Here is an 18,921-nt window from a genome sequence, read left to right on the forward strand (position 1 = left end):
CGAATTCGGGGTCTTTGTATTCTTTTTGCGGATTTTATGGATACTATAGATTTTGATCTTCCGGATTTCTATAGTTCTTGGAATGCTGGTTAATAAGCAGCAAACAAAAAGGGCCGTTTCTCTTTTGAAACAGCCCTTTATTGATGAGTTTTAGAAAATTTCTTAATTGGTTCCTGCGGCTACTTTATCTACCAGAAACAATAATTCACCCGAAACCGGTTTAATTAACTGCATAGGGTATAAAGCCGGGTTGTAGGCTCCGGTAGTGACTTCTTTTAAAGCGTGAATTTTCTTTTCTCCAAAGGCTACCACTACAATTTTTTCCGCCTTATTAATAAGCGGCGCCGTAAGCGTAATACGATACATTTTTTGAGGTTCCAGATAATAGGCATCAACCCATTTAGTTTCCTCATTTAGTACTGTTTGACCCGGAAACAGGGAAGCCGTATGTCCGTCATCGCCCATTCCTAATAAAATAAGGTCAAATTTTCCTTCGTCGCCTAACACTTTTCGAACAGATTTTTCATATTCCACTGCATAATCTTCCGGAGTGACACCGTCTTTATACATTTCGAATATGTTTTCCTGCGGAATAGGAACGTGGCTTAATAAAGTTGCATACGACATTTTAGCGTTGCTCAAATCATCGTTAAGCGGTACCCAGCGCTCGTCGCCCCAGAAAATAAATACTTTGCTCCAGTCAATTTTACTTTGATAAGCATCAGAAGCTAATAATTTATAGATGCCTGCCGGAGAAGAACCTCCTGTAAGAACAGCAGTAAACTGGCCTTTTGCAGCAATAGCTTTCTGAGCCGATTCTGTAAAAAGGTCTGCTGCTTTAGTATTAATTTCGTCCGTGTTATTGTATATCTGTACCATTTAAAATTTCTTCTTCTTTTTTAACGTTTTGTGTGTTCGGAATCCAGGCATGCCCCTGACGTGCCAGTAATTCGTCGGCTTCTTCAGGTCCCCAGCTTCCGGCTTTGTAATTAGGAAAATTAGTCGGAACCGTATTTTTCCATACCTGCTGAATGGTGTCGATCGCGTCCCAGGCTTCTTCTACCTGATCCCAGCGCATAAACAGGGTAGGATCTCCTGCCAGAGCATCTGCCAGTAAAGTTTCATAAGCTTCCGGTGACATCGTGGAGCAGGCAAAATAATCAAAAACCATTTCGGCTGGTCTTAAAGACATAGACAAACCAGGTTTTTTAGTCATGAACTGCAGTTTAATGTCCATTGCAGGCTGAATGTTAATAATCAGTCGGTTAGGAGTCATGCCGCCTTTACCATACGAAAATGCAGAGTGGGGAACCGGTTTAAACTGGATAATAATAGAAGATTGTTTTTCTTCCATTCTTTTTCCGGAACGCAGGTAAAACGGAATCCCCTGCCATCTCCAGTTGTCCAGATAAATTTTCATGGCTACATACGTTTCGGTATTCGAATCCGGTGCAATACCTTTGTCTTCGCGGTATCCCGGAACCGGTTTACCGTTGATCGCTCCCGCATCGTACTGGCCTCTTACAATATAATGATCCACTTCGTCCGGTTTGATACGACGAATTGATTTTAAAACATCTGCTTTACGATTTCGGATATCGTCTGCCGCTAACGAAGCAGGTGCTTCCATAGCCGTCATACATAAAATCTGGAACAAATGGTTCTGAATCATATCTTTTAAAGCGCCGACACCTTCATAGAATCCGCCGCGTTCTTCAACGCCTACTTCTTCTGCTACCGTAATCTGAACAAAATCAATAAAATTGCGGCTCCACAAAGGTTCAAACATTGAATTTCCAAAACGGAAAGCCAGAATGTTTTGTACTGTTTCTTTTCCTAAATAATGATCGATTCGGTAAATCTGCTCTTCTTTAAATGTCTGCGAAAGCATTTCGTTTAGTTCAATCGCCGAAGTTTTATCGTAACCAAATGGTTTTTCAATAATGATACGATCCTGTTTTGGATTGGCCGCAAGACCAATTTTCTTGATATTACTCGAAATGGTCGAGATAAAAGAAGGGGTAATCGACAGATAGAAAAGACGATTCGCACGTTCTCCAAATGAAGTATCCAGATTGTTGATTTTATCGTTTAATCCAACGTACGATTCTTCTTTGTCAATGTCAAGACTGTGGTACGTGATATGTGAAAGAAACTTTTCAGTCTCAGGATCATTAATTCCTTTTTTTCTTGAAAAAAGATTTAGATTTTCTAAAACATAACTGCGAAAATCTTCATTGGTTTTTTCAGCTCTTCCAAGAGCGATAATCTGGAACTTTTCAGACAAACGTCCGTCAAGGTACAGATTCTGAAAAGCGGGAAAGAGTTTTCTCTTTGCCAGGTCTCCGGTTCCTCCAAAAATAACAATGATTGTTGGATTCTTTAGTTTATTTTTAGTCATTGTGTAGTTTAGTTGTGTTGCTTTAAGTTGTTATTCAGCCCATTGTGTATGGAAAACGCCGGTAGTATCAATACGTTCGTAAGTATGTGCACCAAAGAAATCCCGTTGTGCCTGAATCAGATTGGTTGGTAAATTTGCAGATCGGTAAGCATCAAAATACGCTAACGAGTTCATTAATCCTGATACCGGAAGTCCTTTTTGAACCGCAAACTGAATCACAGCGCGCATTCCTGCCTGGTTTTCTGTTAATTTTGAAGCAATTCCGTTATCCAGCAATAAGTTGGGTAAATCTGATTTTGCCACATATGCTTTTCTGAAATCTTCTAAAATAGTCGCACGAATAATACAGCCGCCGCGCCAGATTTTAGCCACCGTTTCGAGATTTAATCCGTAGTTGTATTCTTTGGAAGCCGTATGAAGCTGTGCTAATCCCTGTGCATAAGTAACCACAATAGAAAAATATAAAGCTGATTTTAAAGCCGCAATAGCTTCGTTTGTATTCACATCAGCAGTATTGGCATTCCAGACTAATTTATCAGCAGCTTCAATTCTTTCCGGTTTGGTCTTCGACATATCGCGCATGTTCACCGCTGCATCGATAGTGGGTACGGGAACTTGCAGATCCATTGCGTTTTGTGAAGTCCATTTTCCTGTTCCTTTTGATTTTGCCCAATCCGAAATTTTATGGATCAGAAGGCTTCCGTCTTCGTCTTGTTGTTTTAAAATTTTTCCGGTGATTTCAATCAGGTAAGATCTCAAATCATCCGTCTGGTTCCATTCCTCAAAAGTTTTCTGAATCGTTGCATCGTCCAGTTTATAACCTCTTTTCATTAAGTCATAAATCTCAGAAATCAACTGCATGATTCCGTATTCGATTCCGTTATGTACCATTTTTACATAGTTACCTGCAGAACCGTTTCCAAGATATTCTACACAAGGTTCACCTTCAACTTTGGCAGCAATCGCTTCAAAAATTGGACGCAGTCTTTCATAGGCTTTCTGATCACCTCCCGGCATCATAGCAGGACCGAAACGGGCTCCTTTTTCACCACCTGAAATTCCCATTCCGAAAAAATGGATTCCTTTTTCAGACAATTCCAGGAATCTTCTGTCGGTATCTGTAAAATAAGTGTTTCCACCGTCGATTATAATGTCTCCTTTATCTAAGTGAGGCAGTAAGCTGGCAATAGCGCTGTCAACCGGTTTTCCGGCAGGAACCAATAACATAATGGCTCTTGGCTGCTGAATAAGCTCTACAAAATGTTTTACATCTGTCGTAGCTTCAACATTGTGACTGGCATCGGCTTCTTGTTGAAGAGAGTTAACTTTTTCGGTGTCTAAGTCTAAACCTGCAGCCGCAAAGTTATGGCTGGCGATATTTAAAAGTAAGTTACGGCCCATTACACCGAGTCCTACAATTCCAAAATCAAATTTGCTCATAGTTTTCAATTAACTAAAATTATTAGAAGAATGTTTTTCTGAGAAAATGTAAGAAAAAAATAAGTAACACTTTTTTATTCAGTTTTTTACAGAAAAACGAAGTTTATTTAAATCTTATACTTTAAGATTTTGAGCGCTAAGTTAGAGAAAAATGATGAAAATGGAGGTGTAAAATAGTCCGTTTTAAGGGTTTATTGTGATACTTTTTTAGGTGTTAAAAATACACTTACAAGGTTGTTTCTGAACTATATCGTTATAATTGAGGGAAGTGTTTTTTACAGTTTTTTTTCAATGGGATTTTTCCTGCTTTACGGATATGCGGACTTAAAAGCTGTGGGAAAGTTTAAAATTTTACAAATGAATATTTTATGAAACAGAAGCAAAGTAATCTCCAATTGAAAAAAAAACAACTGATTGTATTCGTTAGAATTTATTCCAGTATTTATACCTGTAAGGATTTCTTTGTTTATCCTTTATTTTGAATTGGGAATAATTTTAAAAAAAACTTATGGCAAAAATAACATCAGCCTTAATTAAGGAGGATCTCTCTGATGAACAGAAAAAAGAATGTCAGGCACATTTAGAAACACTTGCGGCTTTGGGAAAATCAAAATGTGATTTTTATGAAGTGGATATTCGCAGAACTCTAAATGATGTGAAAGATATTATGTATAGAGTGGTGCCTGTAAGCAGTATTCAGTCGTTTATATATGATTTTAGAGCTTATACAAAAGAGGAAGAAAAAAATATTAGTTTGGCTGTCAGTGATGCACTTAATGGATTTGTCGAGGCCAATGCAAAAGCGGCTTGTGAAAAAATTGTATCGGGATTTATTGCCGATCTTTTAAAAAAATCTGGTGTTGAGGAGCAATTTTGGAGATATTTTGTAATTCTTGAAGGCGATTTAATAATACGATTTGATTTTAGAGGCTGGGCAAAAAAAGTGAATTCAGAAGTATTGAAAAACAAATGCGATAAAGTAACCGCTTTTGTTTTGTACAGGTCAGTTGTAGATATGGGGCGTATGGGTTTAAATGATTTTATATCCGTTTATTATTATGCTGTAATGGCTGAAAATCCTGAATACAGCAGGGGGCAGATCATTGAAAAGTGCCAGGAGATTTATAAAAAGATTACTAAATGGGACGGCAGGTAAATCAGAAACGTGTTTTTTGAGTTTTCTTTCTGATCTGTCAGATGAGACTTTTTTGCAAAAAGGCTGTAAAGTTTTATTTATAGTTTTTTTGCAAATTTTAGCAGACAGCAGATACAAGTAAGTTTGTAGGTGCTTATAACCCCACATTACCTTTTTTTAATGCTTCGTGATCAATTTACTCTGATCCCTAAATTCACTTGGTGTAAAACCCATTTTACGTTTAAAAGTCCGGTTGAAGTTTGAAATATTATTAAAGCCACTGTCATAACAGATTTCTTTAATAGATTGTTCCGACTCAAATAATAATCTGGCAGCAAGGCCAAGTCGCAGATCGGTTACATAATCTGAGAAAGAGCTGTTGGTGCATTTTTTGAAATAATGACTAAAGGCGGATTCCGACATATTGACCAAATCGGCCACTTCTTTTAATTGAATTTTATTTTGAAGATTGTCTTTAATAAAATCATTTACCTTTTCTATTCGCTGACTTTCAGAAAAACTGTAATAATCTACATAAGAATGAGAGGCAAGACTTTTTGTGTTTTTGGCAATCGCTAAATCATGCAGAATAGATAAAAAATCAAGTAACGAATTAAAATCCTGTGAATCTGATAACTGCAGGATTTTTGGTTTCAGTGCTTCGATGGTTTCTTTAGAAAAAGCAATTCCTCTTTTGGATCTTTCCAATAATTCCCTGATCGGGATAGCCAGTTTTCTGTTTAAGGTTTTTTCCGAAAACAAATCTTCGTGAAACTGTATTGTAACTACATGAGCATCGTTGTTGTCCTTTATTCCCGTCCATAAGTGTGGTGTATTAGGGCCAATTAATGCCAGATCACAATCAGTATATTCTACAACTGAGTCTCCAATAATTCTTTTTCCTGATGAATTCAAAACCAGGTTTAATTCTATCTCAGGATGAAAATGCAGCGGAAAATCGAATTTAGCCTGCATATGATTTAATACGATAAAGAAGTCATCGTCTGAAATAGGTACTAATTCTCTTAGTATATTGCGTTTTTCGTTCATAATAGTATTACTTGATTTCATTAGGTGAATAATAAACTTGGTCAAAAATAAATAATATTTTTCTGTTATACGTAATTATTTGAGGTTTAAAAAATAATTTATTCATATAAAGACTATGTTTTTTATTGAAAGTATTATTTATAATTCATGAAAGTATTATTATTTGATGGTATTTACAAAACCGTTACGAAAACGAAGTAGTTAATTTGTCCTGAAACTATTAACTAATCTTTAACCAATCAAACAATGAAAAAAAAATGGACAAAAAGTTTACTTTTCTGTATGCTGCTTGTTAGCACATTTGCAGCTTACAGTCAGAATATAATTAAAGGTACCGTGGCAGACGAAACCGGTCTCACAATACCCGGAGTAAATATTACAGTAGAAGGTTCTGCTAAAAGTACCTCTACAGATTTTGACGGAAAATTTGAAATCAATGCTCCTGCAAACGCAGTTTTATCTTTTTCTTTTATGGGTTTTGATACCCAAAAGATTTCTGCGGCAGGCAAAACAAATTTAAATGTTGTTTTAAAAGCAGCTTCACAGAACCTGAAAGAAGTAGTCGTTATTGGATACGGCTCGGTTAAAAAGGCAGATCTTACCGGTTCTGTAAGTACCATTAAAACCAAAGTACTTGAAGATATTCCTTCCAATTCAGTAGAACAGGTTTTACAAGGTCGTGTAGCTGGTCTTCAGGTCACAACTTCTCAAGACCCAGGTTCGACTTCGACAGTTAGAATCAGAGGAGGAAGTTCTCTTCGAGGTTCTAATGCACCGCTTGTGGTATTAGACGGCTTTCCGCTTGGAGATGCCGGTGATTTAAAACAGGTAAACGTTGCTGATATCGAAAAAGTGGATGTATTAAAAGATGCTTCAGCTTCTGCCATATATGGTTCCAGAGGAGCAAACGGAGTTATCATTATTACAACTAAATCAGCTAAAAAAGGAAAAACGCAGATTTTAGTACAGCAGCAGTCAAGCGTTTCTGCATTTAATTCAAAATTGAATTTATGGAGAGATCCTGTTTTAATGGCGCAGTTAAGCAATGAAGGCCGAATTAACGGCGGACAGACACCGCTTTATATTGGTGCTAATAATTCGAATGGCGTTTATTATCCGTCAATTCAGGAATTACAGTCGGGATCATGGCCTTATTTTACCAAATGGGATGATGTGACTTTCAGGGATATGCCTTTGGGAAACAATACTATTGTGAGCGTAAACAGTGGAACAGATAAAACCAGTTTCAACTTAAGCGGGAATTATTACAGTGAGCAGGGTGTTTTTGTAAAAGACGGTTACAGCAAAGGCGGTTACAACCTTCGAATCAAACATGATGTTTTTGACAATTTTACTGTAAGATTCTCTAATATCGTAAGCAAAGGAAAAAGAGATGCAAACGGAGGTTTGGCGTATTGGAGAAATCCTATTTTCCCAATTTACGATGCCAATGGTGATTATTATATGATTGGCCAGAACGATTACACGCATCCTGTTGCGATTACAAATCTTCGTCAAAATGAAATTAAAACGATTGATGTAATTAGTTCCGCTTCTTTAGAATGGCAGATTATCCCTTCTTTAAGATTGACTTCGAGACTAAATTATAAATATGGATCATCGGTTAACGACCGATATTATCCAAGTAAATATACAGAAACCGGAGATTTTAATAACGGAGCTGGATATATCAACAATTGGGAAGGACAGAATTTTGTTTCGGAGACTTTTGCCAATTACAACAAAACGTTCGGGAAACATGATTTAGGTGTTACAGGTGGTTATACGTATGAAAGTTATGTATCCAGAAGTTCAGGATTGGGTGCATTTGATTTTGTGAATGAAACACTTGGAAACGAAAATATGAGTGCCGGAAATCCGGAAAGAAATACGGTTTCTAACGGAAAAGTACAGACCAAATTAGTATCCGGAATTTTCAGACTGAATTATGGTTACAATGATAAATACCTTGTGACAGTTACAGCCCGTGCAGATGGTTCTTCCAAATTTGGTAAAAACAATCAATGGGCGTATTTCCCTTCGGGAGCTTTAAGCTGGAAAGCGCACAATGAAGAGTTTATTAAGAATTTAAAGTTTTTTGACGAACTGAAATTCCGTGCCAGTTATGGTATTTCAGGAAATCAGGGAATTAATCCCTATCAGACATTAAGCCGTTATGGCGTGAGTCAGTATTATGATAACGGAAGCTGGGTTTCAGCAATTGGACCTGGATATGTGGTAGGCACAACCGGACAAGACGGAATCGAAAAACTTTGGGGAGGAATTCCGAATCCGGATTTAAAATGGGAAACAACCGCTCAAAGTGATTTTGGGGTTGATATGTCTATTTTGAAAAACCGCCTTCATATTGTTTTTGACTATTATAATAAACGAACCAAAGATCTTTTAAGAGAAAGAATCCTGACGCCTTCATCCGGTTATGACAGAATCTGGGTAAACGATGGAGAATTGACAAACAAAGGATTTGAACTTTCGCTTGACGGAGAAATTTTCAAAAATCAGGATTGGACCATTAGTGCTCAGGCCGTTTATTCTAAAAATAAAAATGAAATCGTGAGTCTTGGTTCTGTAGAACAATCCGGTTTAAATGTCGATCCAAATACAGGAATGCAGTACGAATATTCCGGGAACAGCTTGGAGCAGTTCAGACAATTCCCGAATTTATTGGCGATTGGTCAGCCGGTAAATGTTTTCTACGGCTATAAAACAAACGGAATAGTTCAGAATTTACAGGAAGGAATCAATGCAGGTTTAGACGGACAATTGGCGCAGGCAGGACAATTCAAATATGTAGATATTAACGGAGATGGTGTGGTTGATACCAAAGACCAAACTATAATTGGAAACCCAAATCCTGATTTTATGGCGAGTTTAAACTTAAGCGTAAAATACAAACAGCTTGATTTCAGCGTGTTTTTGAATGGATTTTTCGGACAGGATGTTTTGGATACGCAGGCTTTCAATCAGCCAAGCAATCAGCCTTTGCGATGGACTTTGGATAATCCAACAAATGATTACCCAAGTTTAAGAGACGGTAGAACTGTAAAATTCTCTGACTGGTGGGTTAAAGACGGATCTTTTGTGCGAATCCAGAATGTGACTTTGGGGTATACTTTAAAACCTTCAAAAAGTGCTTTTCAAAGTGTGAGATTGTATCTGAATGCAAGCAATTTATACACGTTTACCAAATTTGACGGTTACGATCCTGAAGTAGGAACAGACGGAATTTACTGGGGCGGTTACCCTAGACTGAGCAGATGGACTTTAGGATTAGACTTAACTTTTTAAAACAGTATCAAAATGAAATCAAGATATAAAATACTTACAATGGCTCTTATTATGAGCGCCTTTGCTTGTGACTTAAATGAAGAACCTTACGGATTTTACTCGGAAGAAAACTTCTATAAAACTGCTTCTGATGCCGAATCAGCTGTAGATTATGCTTACGATGCTTTGACTTTCTTAGAATATTCAAGAGCGATATTTTATGTAGGCGATCTTCCAACAGAAGAATGCGGACCAAAAGGCGATGAAACGGCCGATAACCAAAATTTAGATAAATGGCAGGTAAGCACTTTTAATACCAACCGAATGCTGGGGAATTATTTTAAATATGCCTATATCGCTATTAACAGAGCAAATGCTGTAATAAAAAATGTTCCGGACGGGAAATTTGATCAGGAGTTAAAAGATAAATTTCTTGGTGAAGCGTATTTTTTAAGAGCATGGAATTATTTCAATCTCGTTAAAAACTTCGGACGTGTTCCTATGCATACTTCTGTGGTAGAAACCGTAAGTCAAACCGCTGCCCCTATGGCAAAAAACTTAGATGAAGTTTATGATTTTATTATTGCCGATTCCGAAAAAGCAATTGAATTATTAAAAATAAACCAGGCTTTGGGTCGTGCTGATAAAGTGGCCGCACAGGCCTTATTGGCAAAAGTGTATCTGTATATCGCTTCGTCAAAAGAGCATAATGTGCCTGAATACACAGCAATGACTAAAGATGTTGCAACGATGTATCAGCAGGCAGCAAAATACTCCAATGATGTGATTACAGGACAAAGTGTTTACGGTTTCGAAAATAATCTGTTAACGATTTATGATGTTGAAAAGCCATTAGGAAAAGAAAATATCTTTTTGCTTTCAATGGACAGAACAGGAGCAACGGAAGGGGATTATTCTAAAATTTCAAAATTGTTTATTCCGTATATCGACGGAGCAACCATTTATTTGAAAAACCCTGATAATACTTTTTCAAAATCACATGATGGTTGGAGCGTTTTCCAGACTTTGACTGGTTTCTACAACAGTTTTGATAATGCAGATAAAAGAAAAACAGACTTATTTGTAACCACTACTTATGATGCTTCAGGTGTAGTTTCTGCGCAATATCCTGGGAAAATTGTATATCCGTTTACACGAAAATACATTGACCCAAACTTCATTGGAGATAAAACCAGCACAAAACCATTTTTAATTCGCTACAGCGAAGTGGCTTTAACTTACGCCGAAGCAGTTGGCCCAACGACACAAGGTTATGCTTTAGTCAATCAAATTAGAAACAGGGCTGGTTTAGGTAATCTGGCTCCGGGTTTAAGTCTGGAGAATTTCAGATTAGCAGTTTGGAATGAACGTGCCTTAGAGCTGGCTTTTGAAGGAAACCGTTTGTATGATTTGCGTCGTTTCAACAGAGTTGCTCAGGTTGTTCCTGAAGCTGCCGGAATTACAGCAGAACAGGCAGCGTTTTATCCAATACCACAGACAGAAATAGATTTAAACACAGGTTTATAATTCTTAAAAATAAAATTATGAAAAAAATACTATACGTCTTGTTTGCTTCTATTGCTTTGATGCAGACAAGCTGTCAAAAAGATCCTTTAGAAGATATTGAAGAAGGAAACTGGAACAATGAACGAAATGTTCTGGAAATCAAATTTGAAAATCAGGTAGGGAACGCACAGGTTGTTCGTGTAGACGATCAAACCGGAACAATCAACTTAGCGATTAATGTAGATGCCGTTCCTAATTTGAGCAGCATTGTGATTAAAGAAATCGTATTGTCTTACGGTGCAAAATCATCTGTAAAAGAAGGCGAAGCATTAAATTTTGAAAATGCGCAGAACAGCGCAGAACTGACAGTAACTTCTCCAACAGGAAAATCAAGAAAATATACTGTTACGGCAAGTTCGTTTAGAGAATCTCTTGTTGGAACTTATGATATTGACAATTTAATTGTGTACGGAGGAACTGGCCCGGAATATGGCGGAGGAGCCGTTTTAGCCATGACCGATAAACCCTGGATTTGGTCAGCAACAGAAGGACCGGACAAAGAATTAGACAATCAGCTGATTTTTGAAATGGATGGAATTACCGAAGATGGAAATACGTACGGAACGGTAACCAACACAGCCGGTGCCGACGGTAAATATGCGGACTTTGTATTCGTTGGAACACCTGTAACTGATGTTAAAAAATTCTACCGACAAATTCCCGCAGGAGAAGGAAAATGGCTGAGAAATTATGCGACGGGAACGATCACTTTCACTTTTGCTGACGGAACGACCAAAGTGGGAACTTTTGAGAATGCAGGAACGGAAAATCTTGGAAACGGAAGCACAAAAACCATTGTACACAATGCATTTGCTTTCAACTTAAACGGTACTGACGATTGGGATAAAATTTATACGGATTACGACAAATTCGTTAAAAAGCCAAGACGTTTCTGGATTGACGTAACCAAAAAATAATAAAGTAACCCGTTGGGTGAAATTAATTTAAACACATAGAGACATAGATTTAGAAGGTGCAAAAAAGGCGTTTCACTTGTTTTAAATAAACATAGTTAGCTATGTGTTAGAAACTAGTTTCTTTTTAGCTTCTTTTCTAGAAATAAAATCTATGTTTCTATGTGTTGAATAAAAAAACATGAATTACACCCAACGGGTTAATAAAGTATAAATGTCATAAAACTTTTTATGAGACAAACAGTTTCTAAAATTATAGTATCATTTTGGTTAGTGACAACAGTAATCAGTTGCTCGGCTTTGCCCGATGCAACTGTTGCTGTTGATAGCACAGCCATTATAAACCCAAATTACATTGGTAACGGAGTCCAGTGGGATCCGTACCAGTTAGATTATGGTGAAAAACAATTGAAAATTTCTTCGGAAGACTGGCAGAAACTCTATTCCCGTCTTGACTTTATGAAACCCCAATTCATAAGAGTCATGATCAATACCACGTCGGTGATTGAAAACGGCGTGCTAAACGAGACAAAAAATTACGAAAACATTGCCCCAATTTTGGAATACTGCCAGTCCCGTAATGTAAAAGTAGTTTTAGGGGACTGGGGAGACAGAATGGTGAACAGTAAAACCAATACCATCTCAGAAAATAATCTAAAATTAGCAGCAAAATATCTTGATTTTCTGGTAAACCAAAAAGGCTTTTCCTGTATTCATTATTACAATATGATTAATGAACCTAACGGATTCTGGTCTTCAACAGATGAAAATTACGAGCTTTGGAAAAATGCGGCAAGTTATTTTTGGTCCGAGTTAAAAGCTTTAAATATCGATCAAAAAGTTTCTTTATTAGGACCGGATATTGCCATTTGGAAAGCCGATAAAGTAGACTGGATTTCCAACTCGGTTCGAGATCTGGATCATGCCATTGGCGTTTACGATATTCATACGTATCCGTCAAAAATTACGGTTAATTCCGGCGAATATACTTCTATTTTAAAAGCGTATAAAGATGCTGTTCCTGCTGGGAAACCAATAGTAATGGGCGAAATCGGATTCAAGTTTGTCGAAAAACAAGATGAAGCTTTATTGAATGAAAATATCGCAAGGGCAAAAGCAAAACCGTATGCTTCTGTCGAAGATTCTCAAATGTTTGTTTATGATTATGTCTATGGTTCTGATATGACCGATGCTTTAATCCAAACCATTAACGCAGGTTATTCGGGTTCCGTTGCCTGGATGCTGGATGATGCGATGCACGCTAAAGAACAAAAAAACAAACTCAAAGTCTGGGGGTTCTGGAACATTCTTGGAGATGAATATTTTGGAGAAGAAGAAGAGAAAGTCCGCCCTTGGTTTTATTCCTGGTCTTTATTGACAAAATATATGCCTTCGGGATCTCAGGTTCATAAAGTTTCGGTTGATGGAAATCCAAACTTAAAAGCGATTTCGGTTACAAAAGACGGAAAAAGCATGATTGCCATTGTCAATGTTTTTTCAAAAGATTTAAAAATAAACCTGACTTCAAAAGACTTACCTGTTTTAAATCAGGTTAAAAAGTTTGTTTACGCCAAAGGTAAATTAAAACTCGAAGGCGATCATATTCTGCTTCCAAATGAAACCAATCTCACTTTGGATTTAAGCCAAAAAACAACGGAAACAATTCCTGCAGAAGGACTTTTGGTTCTAACCAATTTCGATTATTAACCTTAAAAAAGAAAACAATGAAATCATTATATACAATTCTGATTGCCATGAGTTTGTCCTGTATTGGATGTTCTTCTGATGATAAAAAGGATTCAGGCGGAAATGAACCCGAAGTTCCAACTTCGGTAGAATTAAAGCTGAGCGATCCAAATGCAACTGCCGAAACCAAAGCGCTTTATTCGAACTTATGGAGAATTCAGGAAAAGGGAACCATGTTTGGTCATCACGACGATTTATTATACGGAAGAAACTGGATGACACAAGCCGGACGTTCAGATATTAAAGAGGTCTGTGGTGATTATCCAGCCGTTTTCAGCGTTGATTTTGCTGAAATTATGGATGACAGAAGTACAACATCAACTTTAAATAATGACAGAGCAAGAGTAATAAAAGAAGCCAGAGAAAGAGGCGAAGTGATTACAGCTTGTTGTCATTTAAACAATCCTTTAACGGGTGGTGACAGTTGGGATAATTCTAAAAATACCGTTGCAAAAGAAATCTTAACCGAAGGAAGTGCAACTAATATCAAGTTCAATTCCTGGCTGGATAAATTGGCTGTTTTTGCCAATAATTTAAAAGACAAGAATGGAAAAGTAATTCCGATTATTTTTCGTCCGTTTCATGAACATACACAAACCTGGTCTTGGTGGGGTTCGGGCGCGACAACGCAGGAAGAATTCATTAATTTATGGAAATACACCATTGATTATCTGAAAAATAAAAAGCAGGTTCACAGTTTTATTTATGCCATTTCTCCACAATTGGATTCGCAGGGAACTGCAGATAGTTTCTTGTTCAGATGGCCTGGTGACAATTATGTGGACTTTATTGGCTGGGACAGTTATCACGGAACTAATACAAGCGCTTTCAGTACCAATCTTAGAAATCTGGCGACGCTTTCGCAGCAAAAATTAAAACCCTGCGGCGTAACTGAAACAGGAGTAGAAGGCATTGTGAAAAACGGTGCGCCTTATGATACCTATTGGACAAATGAAATTTCAGTTCCGCTTACGGGGAAAAAAGTTAGCATGGTCGTAATGTGGCGCAACAAATATGATCCGTTGCATGAAGGAACGCATTTTTATGCACCTTTTGAAGGACATAGTTCTGCAGCCAATTTCAAACTGCTTTATGCAAGTCCGAATATGATCTTCAGTAAAAAACTGCCTGATATGTATACTATGGCGGCCAACACAACAGTAAAATAAAAACCAAAACACAATAATCAAAATGAAATTAAGTAAGTGCACCCAAAATCCAGTTTTAAGTCCAAACCCAAACAATTATTGGGAAAACCTAGTGGTATGTAATCCGGGCGTATGGTATGAAAACGGAACTTTTTATATGCTTTACAGAGCAGCAGGAGATGATGAAGATCATTTAATCCGAGTTGGTTTGGCAACGAGTACAGATGGTATTAATTTTAAAAGAGAATCAGACGAACCCGTTTTTGGACCGAGCAGCAACGGACCAGATATGGGCGGTGTGGAAGATCCGAGAATCATCAAATTTGGAAATGAATATTATGTAACCTATGCTTACAGACCTTATCCTCCGGGACGTTACTGGACATTCCCGCACGATGTGATTAATCTTCCTGAAACTGGACCAGATGCACCCGCAGTCTACAAACACAATATTGCAAATTCCGGATTGGCTGTAACCAATGATTTTAAGAGTTTTAGAAGATTAGGCCGAATCACGACTTCCAACTTAGACGATCGTGATGTGATTTTATTCCCGGAAAAAATCAACGGAAAATATGCGATGCTGCACCGTCCAAAACAATGGATTGGCGCAGAATATGGCTGTGATTATCCTGCAATATGGATTCGTTACTCAGATGATTTAATGGTTTGGGAAGAAAAAAGTACACTTTTGTTAAGCGGAAGAAATGGAACCTGGGAAGAAAAAATTGGAGGAAGCACACCGCCTTTACGCACAGATGATGGCTGGTTATTAATTTACCACGGAGTAGAAAACGGTGGAAACGGTTATTACAGAGTTGGCGTGGCTTTATTGGATTTGGAAGATCCAACAAAAGTAACCGCACGTTTGGAAGACTGGATTATGGAACCGGAACACGACTACGAAATTGAAGGTTTTTACAAAGGCTGTGTTTTTCCTACAGGAAACATGATTGTCGATAATATTTTATATGTTTATTACGGCGCAGCCGATAAATATGTTGGTTTAGCAACCTGCAACATAAATGACTTACTAAAAACCTTAAAAGATTCCCAAAATGAAAATTCAAAATAGCATTGCACTTTGCTGCGTATTACTTGGTTTTTCCGCACAAAGCCAAAATTCAATTCCGATAGTTTCCATTAATCCAGATGAAGTGATTTCAAATGAATTTATCGGAAGCGGAATTGAGTTTTCGGCCTATCCGCATGCTGATACCAAAGATTCAGAATGGGGAAAATTAATGACAGACGAAAAATGGCAGTTGGTTTTTGATCGTGTTTCATTCATCAAACCTAAAATTGCCAGAGTAATGGATCAGGCTAACTGGAGATATTTAAAAGGTTTTGATACGTCTGGAAATCCAATCGTTGATTTCAAAAGTGATCAGATGAAAGCTTTATACAAACTCTTGGATTACTGCGAAAAAAATAAAATCGCTGTGATTTTAGGAGAATGGGGACAACCGTATAAAGTTCATGACACACATTTAAATCTGCAAAATAGTTTTACAGGTGCCAATGATCCAAAATGGATTGATTTGATTGTGAAAAACCTGAACCATTTAATTAAAGTAAAAAAATACAGCTGTATTAAATATTATAATTTGGTAAACGAACCAAACGGCGACTGGGCAACCACTGACGGCGATTTTGACCAATGGAAAGAAGGAATTCAATTACTTCATAAAGCCATTAAAAAAGAAGGATTGGACAAACATATTTCCATTATAGGGCCAGATGCGACTTCTTTTAATAACCGAAAATCAAAATACAAAGGTTTAGACTGGGCCAGACAAACGGCTTTACAGATTCCTGATTTGGTTGAAGCTTATGATGTTCACGATTATCCATCGAAGGAAAGCATTCGCTCAGGAGAATTTCAAAAGACATTTAGTGAATTGGTTCGTTTTACTGATTCGGTTCATAAAAAGCCTTTTATTTTAGGGGAATTAGGTCTTAAAGGAGATCCTTCTTCAAAAGAGCATTTGGGCGATAAATTTACAAGTGAGGACAGTCAGCTTTCGGTTTACGATTATGATTACGGAGTCGATATGGCTGATGCTTTAATTCAATCTATAAACAGCGGTTTCGATGCTGTAATTGCATGGGATTTGGATGACGCCATGCACACCAAAGATGATAAAGGCGATAAATATCAATTGAAACGCTGGGGAATGTTCAACAGTTTAGGAAAAGAACTGACAGATAACAAAGCAGATGAAGATCTGCGTCCGTGGTTTTATACGTGGTCGATTATGACACGCTATTTTACGGGTGATATGAAAATCGTAAAAATGGATGATTTGAATATCGATAAGGTTCGTACGCTGACAGGAATAACAAAATCGGGAGATATTACCATAGCAATTGTCAACAACAGCGATAAAGAAACCACTTTTAAAATTGATACAAAAAAGCTTAAAGCAAAATCAGTTCTGAATCAATATTTGTACAGCGAAAATAAACGCCCAGTTGATGCCAGAGGATTTCCAGTTCCGTCAGAAAAAATCAATGTGAAAGCTAATACAATTCAAGTTTCAATTCCTGCAAAAAGCGTAATTCTTTATACTTCATACCAGCTGTAATTATGATAAATTTAAATATAATTGACTTAGTCGTCTTAGTGTTATACATCATCTTTATTGTTTGGTGGGGACTAAAAAACAGCAAATCAAGCGATTCAGATGCTTATTTTCTGGCTGGACGAGATTTAAAATGGCCAATGGTGGGTTTGTCGCTTTTTGCTGCCAGTATTTCGAGTTCGACATTAATGGGAAATTCAGGAGAAGGATTTATTAACGGAATTGCCGTTTTCAATTACAACTGGATTTCGATTTTGGTAATGGTTTTCTTCGCCATCTTTTTTCTTCCCTTTTATATCAAATCAGGAATTTTTACGATGCCTGAGTTTTTAGAAAGACGATTTGATGTGAGATCACGAACTTACTTTTCTTTCATCACAATTGTTGGAAATATCTTTTTAGATGCAGCAGCAACTTTATATGCCGGAGCTCTAATTATCAATATGATTTTTCCTGGTGCCGATATGATGCTGATTATTATCGGAATGGCAATTGTGGCAGGAAGTTATACGATTATCGGCGGACTTTCATCTGTAATTAATACCGAAGTAATTCAGGCGTTTATTCTGATAATTGGGTCTACTTTATTAGCCTTTTTTGCGATGCACAGCATTGGCGGTTGGGACGCTTTTTATACGCAGTTTCAGGATGGAGTTTGGTTAAAACTGACAAGACCTATGGATGACCCGACAGTTCCCTGGTTGGGAATGTGGGTTGGAATCCCGATTCTTGGATTTTATTTTTGGGGAAACAATCAAGTTATGGTGCAGCGTGTTTTATCTGCAAAATCAATAGATCATGGTCGAAAAGGTGTTTTATTGGTTGGATTTCTGTATTTATTTACCCTTTTCATCTTTATTTTTCCAGGCGTAATTGCAAGAGGAATTAATTTGTTTGGAGTGGAAAACCTGCCTCATGAAATCATCAGCGGAAGCGAATTGAAATCAAAATACGGAATCAATACCGATCAGGTTTATCCAAGATTGATTAACAAAGTGCTTCCAGTTGGTTTAATTGGAATTATATTATCAGCCATGATTTCAGCTTTGACTTCCGCCTTGAGCGCAACTTTAAATTCGGTTTCCACTTTATTTACAATGGATTTTTACAGCAAATTTGATAAAAATGCATCAAGCGAAAAAAAGGTAAAAGTGGGTAAAATCACGGCAGTTGTAACTTTGATTATTGCCATTTTATGGGCGCCTTATATTGGTAAATTTGATTCACTGATTGCCTATTACCAGGAGATACTATCTTATTTAGCGCCTCCTGTTGTCGGGACATTTTTCATGGGATTATTCTGGAAACGTTCCAATGCCATAGGAGCTTTCAGCGGACTAATGTCTGGACTTTTTATAGCCGTGATTATTATGCTTGCTAAATATGTTTTAGGTTTTGAAATGGGTCTTCATTTTCTCTTGCTTGCGCCAATTATTTTGGTTTTAAGCCTTTTCGTAAATGTTGGTGTAAGTTTATCTACTGATCCTCCTTTAGAAGAAAAAGTAAAAGAAAACACTTGGACAAAAGCCATTTGGATTGAAGAAACTGCCGCTTTAAAAAATGTAGTTTGGTACAAAAACTTCCGCATTCAGGCGCTTTTATTAATCTTAGCCTGTTTCGGAATGTATGCTGCGTTTTTCTAAATAGA

The 18,921-nt window shown here is 37.3% G+C and carries 13 protein-coding genes; 9 read left to right on the forward strand and 4 right to left on the reverse strand.

Annotated elements, in window-relative coordinates; all coding sequences use genetic code 11:
* Positions 1-162 precede the first annotated feature (162 nt).
* The 3 genes from pgl to gndA are packed head-to-tail and all read right to left on the reverse strand — an operon-like array spanning position 163 to position 3,841.
* The gene (pgl, locus tag ACODST_RS16955) at positions 163-879 is read right to left on the reverse strand and encodes a 6-phosphogluconolactonase (RefSeq protein WP_488933290.1); all 717 of its coding nucleotides are present in this window, start codon (positions 877-879) and stop codon (positions 163-165) included.
* Entirely contained in the window at positions 860-2,401 is a 1,542-nt protein-coding gene (zwf, locus tag ACODST_RS16960) for a glucose-6-phosphate dehydrogenase (RefSeq protein WP_488933291.1), read from the reverse strand. Before zwf ends, pgl begins: the two co-directional genes overlap by 20 nt.
* A 30-nt stretch (positions 2,402-2,431) precedes the next feature.
* Positions 2,432-3,841 (reverse strand): NADP-dependent phosphogluconate dehydrogenase, encoded by a 1,410-nt coding sequence (gene gndA, locus ACODST_RS16965; RefSeq protein ID WP_488933292.1) that lies wholly within the window; start codon positions 3,839-3,841, stop codon positions 2,432-2,434.
* Between the two features lie 508 nt (positions 3,842-4,349).
* Here gndA and ACODST_RS16970 point away from each other — a divergent pair.
* Complete coding sequence (locus ACODST_RS16970; RefSeq protein WP_488933293.1) at positions 4,350-4,997, forward strand: hypothetical protein; 648 nt, start codon at positions 4,350-4,352, stop codon at positions 4,995-4,997.
* 156 nt (positions 4,998-5,153) lie between these two features.
* On the opposite strand, the gene ACODST_RS16975 is transcribed toward ACODST_RS16970, so the two are convergent.
* The gene (locus ACODST_RS16975) at positions 5,154-6,047 is read right to left on the reverse strand and encodes an AraC family transcriptional regulator (protein WP_488933294.1); all 894 of its coding nucleotides are present in this window, start codon (positions 6,045-6,047) and stop codon (positions 5,154-5,156) included.
* Between the two features lie 225 nt (positions 6,048-6,272).
* Between ACODST_RS16975 and ACODST_RS16980 the strand changes: the two genes are divergently transcribed.
* From ACODST_RS16980 to ACODST_RS17015, 8 genes are all read left to right on the forward strand, one after another.
* Positions 6,273-9,335: a SusC/RagA family TonB-linked outer membrane protein gene (locus tag ACODST_RS16980; protein ID WP_488933295.1), complete on the forward strand. Its 3,063-nt coding sequence runs from the start codon at positions 6,273-6,275 to the stop codon at positions 9,333-9,335.
* Between the two features lie 12 nt (positions 9,336-9,347).
* Positions 9,348-10,841: a RagB/SusD family nutrient uptake outer membrane protein gene (locus tag ACODST_RS16985; protein ID WP_488933296.1), complete on the forward strand. Its 1,494-nt coding sequence runs from the start codon at positions 9,348-9,350 to the stop codon at positions 10,839-10,841.
* A gap of 17 nt (positions 10,842-10,858) precedes the next feature.
* Entirely contained in the window at positions 10,859-11,797 is a 939-nt protein-coding gene (locus ACODST_RS16990) for a hypothetical protein (RefSeq protein ID WP_488933297.1), read from the forward strand.
* 228 nt (positions 11,798-12,025) lie between these two features.
* Positions 12,026-13,501: a cellulase family glycosylhydrolase gene (locus ACODST_RS16995; protein WP_488933298.1), complete on the forward strand. Its 1,476-nt coding sequence runs from the start codon at positions 12,026-12,028 to the stop codon at positions 13,499-13,501.
* A 17-nt stretch (positions 13,502-13,518) separates the two neighbouring features.
* On the forward strand, positions 13,519-14,709 hold the full coding sequence (locus ACODST_RS17000; RefSeq protein WP_488933299.1) for a glycoside hydrolase family 26 protein: 1,191 nt from the start codon (positions 13,519-13,521) through the stop codon (positions 14,707-14,709).
* 22 nt (positions 14,710-14,731) lie between these two features.
* Positions 14,732-15,763 carry a glycoside hydrolase family 130 protein gene (locus tag ACODST_RS17005; protein ID WP_488933300.1) on the forward strand — a complete coding sequence of 344 codons (1,032 nt, stop codon included), beginning with the start codon at positions 14,732-14,734 and terminating at the stop codon, positions 15,761-15,763.
* Positions 15,747-17,276 (forward strand): hypothetical protein, encoded by a 1,530-nt coding sequence (locus ACODST_RS17010; RefSeq protein ID WP_488933301.1) that lies wholly within the window; start codon positions 15,747-15,749, stop codon positions 17,274-17,276. Before ACODST_RS17005 ends, ACODST_RS17010 begins: the two co-directional genes overlap by 17 nt.
* Before the next feature lie 2 nt (positions 17,277-17,278).
* Entirely contained in the window at positions 17,279-18,916 is a 1,638-nt protein-coding gene (locus ACODST_RS17015) for a sodium:solute symporter (protein ID WP_488933302.1), read from the forward strand.
* Positions 18,917-18,921 lie beyond the last annotated feature (5 nt).

The organism is Flavobacterium sp. FG19 (assembly GCF_057809475.1).